Source organism: Streptomyces noursei ATCC 11455 (assembly GCF_001704275.1).
GTDB classification, from domain to species: Bacteria; Actinomycetota; Actinomycetes; order Streptomycetales; family Streptomycetaceae; genus Streptomyces; species Streptomyces noursei.
Genome location: NZ_CP011533.1, coordinates 7,701,078 through 7,713,387, shown reverse-complemented (window position 1 = coordinate 7,713,387; position 12,310 = coordinate 7,701,078). Strand labels below are relative to the sequence as shown.

General features: G+C 75.3%; 7 protein-coding genes. 1 reads left to right on the top strand and 6 read right to left on the bottom strand.

Features of this window, described 5'->3' with window-relative positions; genetic code table 11:
- Positions 1-23: 23 nt before the first annotated feature.
- From SNOUR_RS32900 to SNOUR_RS32880, 5 genes are all read right to left on the bottom strand, one after another.
- Positions 24-3,647 carry a hydantoinase B/oxoprolinase family protein gene (locus tag SNOUR_RS32900; protein WP_067354347.1) on the bottom strand — a complete coding sequence of 1,208 codons (3,624 nt, stop codon included), beginning with the start codon at positions 3,645-3,647 and terminating at the stop codon, positions 24-26.
- Complete coding sequence (locus SNOUR_RS32895) at positions 3,644-4,504, bottom strand: SGNH/GDSL hydrolase family protein (RefSeq protein ID WP_067354344.1); 861 nt, start codon at positions 4,502-4,504, stop codon at positions 3,644-3,646. Before SNOUR_RS32895 ends, SNOUR_RS32900 begins: the two co-directional genes overlap by 4 nt.
- Positions 4,501-5,736, bottom strand: a complete 1,236-nt coding sequence (locus SNOUR_RS32890) for a glycosyltransferase (protein ID WP_067354342.1) — start codon at positions 5,734-5,736, stop codon at positions 4,501-4,503. The genes SNOUR_RS32895 and SNOUR_RS32890 overlap by 4 nt, the downstream gene beginning before the upstream one ends.
- Positions 5,733-6,866, bottom strand: coding sequence for a glycosyltransferase family 4 protein (locus SNOUR_RS32885; protein WP_067354339.1), 1,134 nt, complete (start codon positions 6,864-6,866; stop codon positions 5,733-5,735). Before SNOUR_RS32885 ends, SNOUR_RS32890 begins: the two co-directional genes overlap by 4 nt.
- 168 nt (positions 6,867-7,034) lie before the next feature.
- Entirely contained in the window at positions 7,035-8,459 is a 1,425-nt protein-coding gene (locus tag SNOUR_RS32880; RefSeq protein ID WP_067354336.1) for a hypothetical protein, read from the bottom strand.
- Positions 8,460-8,770: 311 nt separating this feature from the next.
- On the opposite strand from SNOUR_RS32880, the gene SNOUR_RS32875 reads away from it, so the two are divergent.
- Positions 8,771-10,249 carry a PP2C family protein-serine/threonine phosphatase gene (locus SNOUR_RS32875; protein ID WP_067354335.1) on the top strand — a complete coding sequence of 493 codons (1,479 nt, stop codon included), beginning with the start codon at positions 8,771-8,773 and terminating at the stop codon, positions 10,247-10,249.
- A gap of 349 nt (positions 10,250-10,598) precedes the next feature.
- On the opposite strand, the gene SNOUR_RS32870 is transcribed toward SNOUR_RS32875, so the two are convergent.
- Positions 10,599-12,125, bottom strand: coding sequence for a DNA-binding protein NsdB (locus SNOUR_RS32870; RefSeq protein WP_067354332.1), 1,527 nt, complete (start codon positions 12,123-12,125; stop codon positions 10,599-10,601).
- Positions 12,126-12,310: the final 185 nt, after the last annotated feature.

Below are 12,310 nucleotides of genomic sequence, written 5' to 3'. Positions count from 1 at the left end.
CTCCGCGACCGGGTGCCGCCCTGCTAAGCCACCCCGTATCCCCCACCGCCCGGTGTGCGGATCACCAGCACGTCGTCCACCCCGACCTCGGCCGTGTCACACCCCCGCAGCTCCTGCCGTGAACCGTCCGCCCGCTCCAGGAAGTTGGCGCCCAGCGCCCCCGGCCCACCGCCCGCCATCCCGTACGGGGGCACCCGGCGGTGGCCGGAGAGCAGGGCGACGGTCATCGGCTCCAGGAACCGCAGCCGCCGCTCGGCCCCGCGCCCGCCGTGCCAGCGTCCGGTGCCGCCGCTGCCGTCGCGCAGCGCGAAGCCGTCGACGCGGACCGGATAGCGCCACTCCAGCACCTCGGGGTCGGTGAGCCGGGAGTTGGTCATGTGGGTCTGGACGGCGTCCGCGCCGTCGAAGCCGTCGCCGGCGCCGGAGCCGCTGGCGACGGTCTCGTAGTACTGCACCCGGTCGTTGCCGAAGGTGAGGTTGTTCATCGTGCCCGAGCCCTCGGCCTGCACGCCGAGGGCGGCGTACAGCGCGCCGGTGACCGCCTGGGAGGTCTCCACGTTCCCCGCGACGGTGGCCGCCGGGAAGACGGGCGCCAGCATCGAACCCTCCGGGATGCGCACCTCGACGGGCTTGAGGCAGCCGCTGTTGAGCGGGATGTCCTCGGCGACCAGGGTCCGCAGCACGTACAGCACCGCCGCCATCACCACCGAGCTGGGCGCGTTGGTGTTGCCGGGCTGCTGCGGCGAGGTGCCGGCGAAGTCCAGCACCGCGCTGCGGGCGGCGCGGTCCACGGTCACCGCGACGCGGATCTCCGCGCCGCCGTCCGTCTCGTAGCGGTAGTGCCCGTCCGGCAGCCGGGCCAGGATCCGGCGCACCGACTCCTCGGCGTTGTCCTGGACGTGCCGCATGTAGGCCCGTACGACGTCCAGCCCGAACTCGTCGGTCATCCGCCGCAGTTCGTGGATGCCCTTCTCGTTGGCGGCGATCTGGGCGCGCAGATCGGCGAGGTTGACGTCCGGGGCGCGGGACGGATACGGCCCGGAGCAGAGCAGTTCGCGGGTCTCCCGCTCACGCAGCCTGCCGTCCCGGACCAGCAGCCAGTTGTCGAAGAGGACCCCCTCCTCCTGGATGGTGCTGCTGAACGCGGGCATCGAACCGGGGGTGATCCCGCCGATCTCGGCGTGGTGGCCGCGGGAGGCGACCAGGAAGAGGAGTGCGGCGCCCGAGGGGCCCGGCGGGGCGAACACCGGGGTGACGACGGTGATGTCCGGCAGATGCGTCCCGCCGTGGTACGGGTCGTTGATCGCGTACACGTCGCCCGGCCGCAGGTCGCTCCCGCGCCGCCGCAGCACCTCCTTGATGGACTCCCCCATCGACCCCAGGTGGACGGGGATGTGCGGGGCGTTGGCGATCAGATTGCCCTCGGCGTCGAAGAGCGCGCAGGAGAAGTCCAGCCGCTCCTTGATGTTGACGGAGTGCGCGGTGTTCTCCAGGCGGACGCCCATCTGCTCGGCGACTGCCATGAAGAGGCTGTTGAAGACCTCCAGCAGTACGGGGTCCGCCGCGGTGCCGACGGCGGTCCGGTCGGGGCGCGGGCGGGCCCGGGTGAGCAGCAGGTGGCCGCGCTCGCCGACGGCGGCCCGCCAGTCGGGGTCGACGACGGTGGTGGCGTTCTCCTCGGCGATGATCGCCGGGCCGGTGAGGACGTCGCCGGGCCGCAGGTCACCGCGGTGGTGGAGACCGGCGTCCCGCCAGCGCCCGCCAACGTACATCCGGACGGTCGCCACGGCTGCCGACTCCCGCTCCCGCTCGGGCAGTCGGACGTCGTAGCCGGTCGCGCCGCCGGCCGCGCCGCGCGCCTCCACCGACACCGCCTCGGCGACCAGCGGCTTGTCCATGGTGAAGGCGTACCGCTCGCGGTGTGCCCGGACGAACGCGGCGGCCATGGTGGCGGGGTCGGCGAGCGGCACGGCGAGGGCGGCGTCGGTCCCGGCGTAGCGGACCAGGACCCGGGCGCGGGTGGTGAGCGACGCGGCCGGCACGCCGTCGTCGAGGAGCTCGCGCCGGGTCTGCCGGGCGAGGGCGTCGCAGACCGCGCGGACCCGGTCCATCGCCCCCGGTTCCGCGAACCGCTCCTCGACGGCCTGTTCCCGCATCGCGGTGGCGTCGGCGACCCCGATGCCGTACGCGGAGAGCACCCCGGCCAGCGGCGGGACCAGGACGGTGCCGACGCCCAGCGCGTCGGCGACCGCGCAGGCGTGCTGGCCGCCGGCGCCGCCGAAGCTGACCAGCGCGTAGCGGGTGATGTCCCGGCCGCGCTGGACGGAGATCTTCTTGACCGCGTTGGCCATGTTGAGCACGGCGATGTCCAGGAAGCCGGCGGCGACGTCCTCGGGGCCGCGGTCGTCTCCGGTCGCCGCGGCGGCCCGGGCGGCCAGCTCGGCGAACCGGGTGCGGACCGTGGCGGCGTCCAGCGGCCGGTCGCCTTCGGGTCCGAACACCGCCGGGAAGTGGTCGGGTTGGATGCGGCCGAGCATCACGTTGGCGTCGGTGAGGGTGAGCGGGCCGCCGCGCCGGTAGCAGGCCGGTCCGGGGTCCGCGCCGGCCGAGTCGGGGCCGACCCGGTAGCGGCGGCCGTCGAAGTGCAGCACGGATCCGCCGCCGGCCGCGACGGTGTGGATGTTCATCATCGGGGCGCGCATCCGCACCCCGGCCACCTCGCTGCCGAAGATCCGCTCGAACTCGCCCGCGTAGTGCGACACGTCGGTGGAGGTGCCGCCCATGTCGAAGCCGATCACCCGGTCGAAGCCGCCGCCCGGACCGCCGGCCTCCGCGGCCGTCCGCACCATGCCGACCACCCCGCCCGCCGGACCGGACAGCACCGCGTCCTTGCCCCGGAAGTGGGTGGCCTCCCGCAGCCCGCCGTTGGACTGCATGAACAGCAGCCGGATCCCGGGGAGTTGGGCGGCGACCTCGTCGACGTAGCGCCGCAGGATCGGCGAGAGGTAGGCGTCGACGACCGTGGTGTCGCCGCGCGCCACCAGCTTCATCAGCGGACTGACCTCGTGCGAGCAGCTGACCTGGGTGAAGCCCGCCTCCTCCGCCAGTTCGGCGACGGCCCGTTCGTGCGCGGGGTGGCGGTAGCCGTGCAGCAGCACCACGGCGGCGCTGCGCAGGCCGTCCGCGCGCGCCCGGAGCAGCTCCCGGCGGACCGGCTCCCGGTCGAGCGGCCGGACCGGCTCCCCGCGGGCGCCGACCCGTTCCGGCACCTCGACGACCCGGTCGTAGAGCGCCTCCGGCAGCACGATCCGCCGGTCGAAGATCCGCGGCCGGTTCTGGTACGCGATCCGCAGCGCGTCACCGAAGCCCTCGGTGGTCAGCAGCACCGTCGGCTCACCGGTGCGCTCCAGGAGGGCGTTGGTGGCGACGGTGGTGCCCATCCGGACGACCGAGACCCGCTCGGCGGGCACCGGCGCGTCCGGGGCGAGCCCCAGCATCATCCGGATCCCGGCGACCGCGGCGTCCCGGTAGCGCTCGGGGTGGTGGGAGAGCAGCTTGCCGGTGACCAGGCGCCCGTCCGGGCGCCGGCCCACCACGTCCGTGAAGGTACCGCCGCGGTCGATCCAGAACTCCCAGCGTCCGGTCACCCCGCCATTGTGGCAGCGCCGCCGGGTTCGGACAGGGCCGCGAGCGCACTGCGGGTGGCCCGCTCGGCGGCGGCGTCCAGCAGCCGACCGGATCCGGCCAGGCCGTACCGGCACTCCCGGACGGCCAGCGCCAGCAGGCCGGGCAGCAGGTCGGTGCACCGGTCGGCCACCCACCGGGTGCCGCGGGTCGCCATCCACAGCGCGGCACCGGCCCGGGTCGGCGGCGGGCCGTCCAGGTCGAGTGGGGGCGGCGGGCCGGCGGCCAGTCCACGGGCGGCGAGCGCGGTGTGGAAGTCGCGGGCCAGCAGCCGGTGGCCGCGCTCGCTGGGGTGCAGCCGGTCCACGCTCCAGGTGGCCCGGTCGGCCACCCACGGATGCTCGGCGAGGTGGACGTGGACGCCTCCGTAGCGCGCGGAGACCGCGTGCACCACGGTGTTGACGGCGCGCATCCGGCGGGCCAGGGGGCGGGCCAGCGGCCCGGGCAGCCCCAGCATCCGCCCGGGGTCGGGCAGACAGGCCGTCAGCACCACGGTGCCGTCGGCGCTCAGCGTGCCGTGCGTCCGGTCCAGCGCGGCGGCCACCCGCTCGATGGCGAACGCCGCGCGCAGCGTGTCGTTGGCGCCGGCCAGGAGCGACGCGAAGCGCGGGGCGAGCTCCCGGGCCACCGGCAGCTGCTCCCGCGCCACCTCGTCGGCCAGCGCCCCGCTGCGCGCGAGGTTCACCAGCCCCATGTCGCCCGGCCGTTCCCCCAGCGCGTCGGTGAGCAGCGCCGCCCAGCCCCGCCAGCCGCCGCCCGCCACGGGGTCGCCGAGCCCCTCGGTCAACGAGTCCCCCAGGGCCACGAACCGGGGCGTCACCAGGCACTCCAGGGACCCACGGCCCGCGGCCCGGGCCTCCCGGCCAGTCGCCCGCCGGCCGGCCGCGGTGCGTCGTGGGCCGCCAGGAACGCGGCCACCGCCGGCTGCCAGCCGTAGCCCTCGGCGCGCCGCCGCGCGGCGGCCCGGCGGGCCGGCTCGGGCCGCGCCAGCACCCGCTGCACCGCGTCGGCGAAGGACGGGCCGTCGTCCAGCGCGGTGTCGCCGCCGTCGCCCACCAGGCCGGCCAGCGCCGAGGCCGCGCTGGCGACCGCCGGGGTGCCGCAGGCCAGCGCCTCCAGCGCGGCGAGCCCGAACGTCTCGGCCGGGCCGGGCGCCAGGGCCAGGTCGGCACTGGCCTGGAGCGCCGCCAGCCGGCCCGGGTCGGCGAGGTGCCCGAGGAACGTCACCGGCAGCCGCCCGGTCCGCGCCCGGTGCTCCAGCCGGGCCCGCAGCGGCCCGTCGCCGGCCACCACCAGCGCCGCGTCGACGCCCCGCCGGCGCAGTTCGACGAGCGCGTCCAGGGCCCGCCCGGGCCGCTTCTCCGTCGACAGCCGGGAGCACATCAGCAGCAGCACGGCGGCGCCTCGGGCGTACCGGTCGCGCACGGCCGGGCTGCGCAGGCCCGGGTGCCGGGCGGCGAGATCGACGCCGAGCGGCGCCCGCACCACGTTGCGCGCGCCGGCCCGCAGGAACTCCGCCGCCGCCCACTCGGTGGTGCACACCACCCGACTGTAGGCATACGCGGTACGGGAGTTGACGCGGTCGGCGACGGCGCGGGCCAGCGGGCGCGGCACGCCCCAGGTGTGCAGCACCCCGTCCACGCTCTCGTGCGACACCATCACCGCGGGGACCCGGGCCCGCCGGGCCCACTCCCCCGTCCAGCGCAGCGTCGTGCGGTCCGAGACCTCCAGCCGGTCCGGGGCCAGCTCCGCCAGCAGTCGTCGCAGCCGGGGGCGGTCGGTCAGCACCCGGTAGCCGCCGCTGCCGGGCACCAGCGGACCGGGGAGGGTCAGCACCCGGCCCTGCGCGCTCTCCTCGTCCCGTATGCCGCGCGGCCCCAGCGCGTCCGGCGGGCCGGGCACGATGAGCAGCGGCTCGTGGCCGGCGGCACGGTAGCCGGCGCCCAGCTCGCGCAGCGCGGTGCGCAGCCCGCCGGAGGCCGGGGCGACGAAGTTGGCGATCCGGACGATCCGCAGTCCCGCCCGGGCGTCCCGGGGCCGGCGGGCGGTCACGCCGCCACCGCCGTCCGGTCGGCCAGCACGTCCGCGTAGTGGCCCAGCAGCTGGTCGCCGACCGCCTCCCAGGTGCGGGCCGCGACCGCCCGCCGGGCGGCGGCCCCGTACCGCACCCGCAGCTCCGCGTCGCCGCCCAGCGCCCGCACCGCGTCCCGCAGGGCGCCACCGTCCCCGGGCGGGACCAGCAGCCCGGTCCGCCCGTGGTCGACGAGGTCCAGCGGCCCGCCGGCGGCCGGCGCGACCACCGGGACGCCGGAGGCCATCGCCTCCTGCACGGTCTGGCAGAAGGTCTCGTAGGGCCCGGTGTGCACGAAGACGTCCAACGAGGCGTACAGCCGGGCCAGTTCGTCGCCCGTCCGGCGGCCCAGGAAGCGCACCTCGGGCAGCTGGGCCCGGAGGGTGGCGGCGCTGGGCCCCTCCCCGATCACCACGGTGCGGACGCCGGGGAGCCGGGAGGTCTCGGCCAGCAGCCGGACGTCCTTCTCCGGCGCCAGCCGCCCCACGTACCCCACCAACATCTCCCGCCCCGCCAGCAGTGAGCTGCGCAGCACCGCGTCCCGCCGCCCCGGGTGGAACCGCGCCGAGTCGACCCCGCGCGGCCACAGCCGCACCCGGGGCACCCCGTGCTCGGTCAGGTCCAGCAGCGCCGCGCTGGACGGGGCCAGGGTGAGGTCGGCGGCGGCGTGCACCGCCCGGATCCGCCGCCAGGCCGCCGCCGCGCCGCGCCCCAGGTAGGTCCGCGCATAACGCGCCATGTCGGTCTGGTACACCGCGACCGCCGGCACCCCCCGCCGGGCCGCGGCCGCCATCCCGCGCGCCCCGAGCACGAACGGGCTGGCCAGGTGGACCAGATCGGGCCGGTGTCCGTCCAGCGCCGCGGACAGCCGCCGCCCCGGAAGCGCGATCCGCACCTGCGGGTATCCGGGCAGCGGCATCGAGGGCACCCGCACCACCGGGCACGGGCTCTCGTAGGCGAGCGCGGCGGCGGCCGGCGCGGAGTTCGCCAGCGGCGCGATGACCAGCGGCTCGTGCCCGCGCCGGACGAGGTGGCGGGCGGTTTCCAGGGCACAGTGCGCGACGCCGTTGACGTCGGGCGGGAAGGATTCGGTGACCAGGGCGACACGCATACCGCTGTTGTCGGCGGGCCGTGCGTGGACCGGGCCAAGGGGATCTTTCCAACCGGCGAACGTCCCATGAGCGTTAGGGCTTGTCCGGTGGATCACGGTCCGACCGACCGTGGTCCACCGGACGGGCCCGCACCACCGCGCCCGATCAGGCGGGCATCGCCCGCGGCGTCACACCGCCGAGGCGTCCGGGCCGATCCGGGCGCGGACCGCGGTCTGCACCTCGGCCTCCTCGGCCGGGTCGGCGGCGAGCCGGCGGAGCTGTTCGACAACCCGGTCGTCGCCGGTGGCCGCGTGCCGGGCGGCCAGTTCCCGGGTGGTCTCCTCGCAGTCCCACAGGCACTCGACGGCGAAGCCGGCGGCGAACCCGGGGTCGGTGACGGCGAGCGCGGCGGCGGCCCGACCGCGCAGATGGGAGGAGGAGGTCTCGCGGTAGAGGTGGCGCAATACGGGGGCGGCGCAGGTGATCCCGAGGCGGCCGGCCCCGTCCACCAGATCCCACAGCGCGTCGGCGTCCGGGCCGTCCTCCCGCACGGTGCGGCGCAGCGCGGCCAGCACCAGGTCGGCGTCGCGGCGGGCCCCGCGCCGGGCGAGCATCCCGGCGGCGGACGCGCCCAGCCGGTCGTTGCGCGCGGCCCACCCCCGGGCCCGCTCGACGGCGGCCACGCTGCGCATCCGCTCGTACGAGGAGAGCGCGGCGGCGACCAGCGGTTCGGCGGAGAGCGGATCGGTGACGGCGGCCTCGACGAGGTCGAGGACCTCCGGGTCGCCGCGTTCGGCGAGGTGGTGCAGGACGGCGGCGCGCGCCGCGTCCGGTCCGCCGCGGCCGGCCCGCAACAGCTCGGCGCGGTCCTCGGGACCGGCGACGGCGCTCAGGCAGCGGGCGGCGGCGATGTAGCGGTGCTCCCCGGGGCGCGGTTCGAGCTCCTGCTGGGCCCACTCCAGCACCTCGGCCACGCTCCAGCCGGGGCGCGGTCCGCGCGGCCGGAGCTGCCGCTGCCAGCGGTCGAAGGAGCCCTGTTCCCCGGCGGCGGCCAGCCGCGCGCGGTAGCGGGGATCCTCGGCCCACAGCCGCCAGGGGCGGGGCTCGAAGGCGTCGCGGACGGCGGTGGCCAGCTGGGCGTCACCCTCCGGCGTCTCGGGGAAGCGGGCCAGCACGGCCGGCGCCAGCCCGATCAGCCCGGCGTCGTCGTCCCGCAGCGCGAGCTCGTCGAGAGCCCAGCGCCAGTTGCCGCCGACCGCGGCGTAGCTGCGCAGCAGCAGTCGGGCGGCGTCCCTGCCGTACGCGGCGAGGTGGCCGAGGACCGAGAGGGCGAGGCCGGTGCGCTCCTCGCCGGTGTCGGTGAGGTCGTCGGGGTGGAACAGGTGCCGTTCGATCTCCTCGAGGCCGCCGTCGAGCTGCATGTAGAGGCGCGCGTAGTAGAGCGAGCGGTTCTCCACCTGCCAGTCCCGGCGCGAGTCGCACAGCACACTGTCGTTGAGTGCCGCGAGCGCCTCGGCCCGCGGCGCCGCGAGGGCATGCAGGGTCCCGTCGCCGCGGCCTCGCTGAAGGAGGCCGAGCAGGGTGCCACTGGGCGCTATGTCTGGATCGAACATGAGGTCAGCATCCGGTGCGGGGGACAGGCTGGCAACGGGATTTCCGCTGACCGGCATTCTTGCCGGTGACTGCGGGCCCTATGCGTCGTTCCCCCCATGGATCGGCGGGGTAGACAGCTGTACGGCGGCCGAAGCCTAGCGTGGAACGCGTTATTCCGCCGATTCGGCCCGACCACCGAAGGGAGGCCGTTGACATATGCCAGGTGCACCACCGTATCGGGTAATGCCAAATCCCTTACGGACGGTCGCAGCCTGTGCAAGAGTCGTAACCGGCCCATACGTTCCGGCGCCGCCTGATCACGGAGTACGTCATGCCGCCCCCTCTCTTCGCGGATCACCCAGCCGATCAGACCCCCGAGCGTGACGCGGTCGAGGCACTCATCTCGCAGGCCCGCACCCTGCGCGGTGGCCTCGACGCGGTACGCAGAGAGTCCTCGGTGGCCGGTGACCTCGCCGCCGACCCGCAGCTGCGCTGGCAGCGGGCGCTGTGCGACCTCGCCGTCCACCACCTGGACGACCTCGGCGGCCACCTCGACCAGCTCAGAGAGGGCCTGCCCGCCGACCTGACCGCCGACCCGACCGATGTCGTGGAACCGCCGGTCGAGCTGCCTGCGGCGACGCCGGAGCCCGCGGCGCCCGAGCGGGGCGCACTGCTGCGCCGGGTGGGCAGCGCCGAGTGGAATCTGCTCACCGACGAGGTGACCTGGTCCGACGAGCTCTTCACGATGTTCGGCCGGGAGCCCGCCGACGGCCCGCTGACCCTGGACGAGCTGCCGTCCCTGGTGCACCCCGACGACCAGGAGAAGCTGGCCGTGATGGTCACCGACTGCCTGGTGGACGGCCGGCCCATCGACGGCGAGTTCCGGATCGTGCGCACCGACTCCGGCATCCGCACGGTCCACATGGTCGGCGAACCGGTGCTCGACTCCGACGGCGGCACGGCCTGCATGTGGGCCGTCCTCCGCGACGTCAGCGAGCTGCGCCGCAGCCAGATGGCGGTGCGCGAGACCGGTGACTCGCTCCAGCGCCAGCGGCACATCGCGCAGACCGAGCACCGGCTCGCGGTCGAGCTGCAGGAGGCCGTGCTGCCGCCCTGGCGCGGCTCGCTGCGCTTCCCCGAGGGCGGCCCGGTCACCCTGGACCTCGCCGGCCGCTACCTCCCCGCCGGCGCCTCCGCGCTGATCGGCGGCGGATGGTACGACGCGCTGCAACTCCCCGACGGGCGCACGCTGTTGAGCGTCGGCGACCTCACCGGGAACGGGGTCGCGGCGACGTCCGGGATGGCGATGGTGCTGGGTGCGCTGCGCGGGATGGCCGTGGCCGGCCACCGGCCGGGACAGCTGATGGGCTTCCTCAACCAGCTGCTGGACACCGCCACCCAGCCGGCGCTGGGCAGTGCGGTGTGCTGCCAGTTCGACCCCGCGACCCGGGCGCTGGAGTGGGGCCAGGCCGGGCACCCCGCACCGCTGCTGTTCCGCGGCGGCACGGGGCGCGCGCTGGACCCACCGGAGGGCGTACTGCTCGGCGCCACGACGGGCGCGCACTACGATCAGCGCACCGAGCAGCTGGAGCCGGGCGATCTGCTGGTGCTGGCCACCGACGGACTGGTCCCGCGCCGCGCCCACGGCCCGGAGAGCGCCCATGAGGGCACCGAGCGGCTGCTGGACCTGGCGCCGCGGTTCAGCGCGGCCCGCAGTGCGCAGGACTGCGTCCGCATCGTGGTCGAGGAGTTCGGCGCGACCGAGCGCGAGGACGACGCCTGTGTCCTGATCGCCAAGGTCGGCGACTGACGCACGGCGCGACCGCCCAGGGCGGACCGGCCGCGCGAGAGCCGGCCGCCCCGAGAGGCCCCGATCGTTGTTGATGGGGTGTCATATATCAGCTGACGCAGCATGGTTGGCAGGTCGCCCGGCGGGTGGTCCGCTGAGCTTCGGCCGGTGGACATCAGTCGGCGGGCATCGGTCGGTGGACAAGGATCGGTTGCGGCATCGGACGTCGAGGCCGGGACGTTCGACCGCGGCGTTCGACGGTACGAGTGCACCGTCGTCGCGTGTGCGGACGACTGTTCCTCGCGGACCGACCCGCGAGGACGGGCCGCCCCACGCCGTCGGGGCGCGGGGGCGGGTCGCACGGCGGCGCTCAGAGTGAGAAGTTCGGCCCCAGCTCCGGCCCGATGCTCGGCCCCAGCGCCGCCGTCTGCCCCTTGGGGCGCGGTTTCGGCAGGACCTGCTGGAGCTCCTCGCGGAGTTCCTGGATCTTGCCGCAGCCGGCGTACTGGCCGGTGAGCCGGAACATCTCCCGCAGCCGGTCCCAGGTGCGGTGCGAGGAGTTCTCACCGATGGAGACCAGCGCCAACCGGGCGTAGGTGTCGGCCTGTTCGGGGTCGCCGCCGATGAAACAGGCCGAGGCCATCGAGATGTAGTCGAAGATCTGCGACCGTTGGTGACCGTTCCTGCGCAGTTGGAGCGCCTTCTTGGCGTGCCCCTGGGCGATCCTGGCGGCGGCCGGATCGTGCTCCGCGAGGGTGCGGAAGGCCAGCGCCTGCATGCCGTGCATGTCCGCCTCGTCGAACATCTGCATCCAGGCCGGCGGCGGCACATCGCCCTTGTCCGAGACGAACAGTTCCTCGGCCTCGCCGAGGGTGCGGCGCATCGCCTGGCCGTGGCCCTTGGACGCATGGGCCCACGCCTCGATGGTGTGCAGCATGGCGCGGGTGCGCGGCAGGGTCTCCTGGCCGGAACCGGACTGGGCCAGCTTCATCAGGTCGAGGGCGTCGTCCGGGCGGCCCAGGTGGACCATCTGACGGGCGGCGCGGGACAGCGCCTCGCCGGCGCGCGGGCGGTCGCCGCCCTCGCGGGCCGCGTGCGCGGCGATGATGAAGTACTTCTGCGCGGTGGGCTCCAGGCCCACGTCGTGCGACATCCAGCCGGCCAGCACCGCGAGGTTGGCGGCCACGCCCCAGAGCCGGCGCTGGAGGTGGTCGGGGTGGCGGTAGGCGAGCATCCCGCCGACCTCGTTGAGCTGGCCCACCACCGCTTTGCGCTGGAGGCCGCCGCCGCGGGCCGCGTCCCACCGGCGGAACACCTCGACGGAGTGCTCCAGGGCGTCGATCTCCTGTGACCCCACGGGGGCCGCCTCGTAGCGGTCGAGGCCGATCTGGTCGAGTTCGTGCAGGGATTCGTGGGCGAGCGGATCGTCGTGGCGGAGGGCCATGGGGGCGGGGTCGGTGTGCAGCCAGTCGTGCATGGCGCCGGTGAGTGCGGAGCCCGCGGCGAGCGCCGCGCCCGCCCCCACCAAGCCGCGTCGATTGAGCATGAGGTCCATTCCCGTGAATTCCGTGAGGACCGCAGCGGTCCGCTCGGGCGCCCACGGCAGACCGTCCATGGCCTGACGCTTCCCCGAGCGACCCGACCGGGCGAACCCGAGGTCCTCGATGGTTACGACACGGCCGAGGCGCTCGGTGAAGAGGGAGGCGAGGACCTTGGGCACCGGGTCTCTGGGCGTCTCGCCCATGTCGATCCAGCGCCGGACCCGCGAGGTGTCGGTCGCCAGCTGCGGATGACCCATGGCCGCCGCCTGCCGGTTGACCAACCTCGCGAGTTCTCCCTTGGACCAGCCGGCCAGGCCGAAAAGGTCCGCGAGACGGGTGTTCGGCTCCCTGCTCACGTCAAGCCCCCAGGTTCCTCGACTGAGTTGACACTAACGGCCGCTGACATGCGCTGCGAGCATTCGCCAGGGTTCGCCAGGGTGCGCCAGATGGTCTGCCACCCGCACCCGCGTGTTCGGTAGGTGTGCAGCCCCCGGCCCGGTGGCGGGACCGCATTCCCCAGGGTGCGTGCCCTGCACGGGGA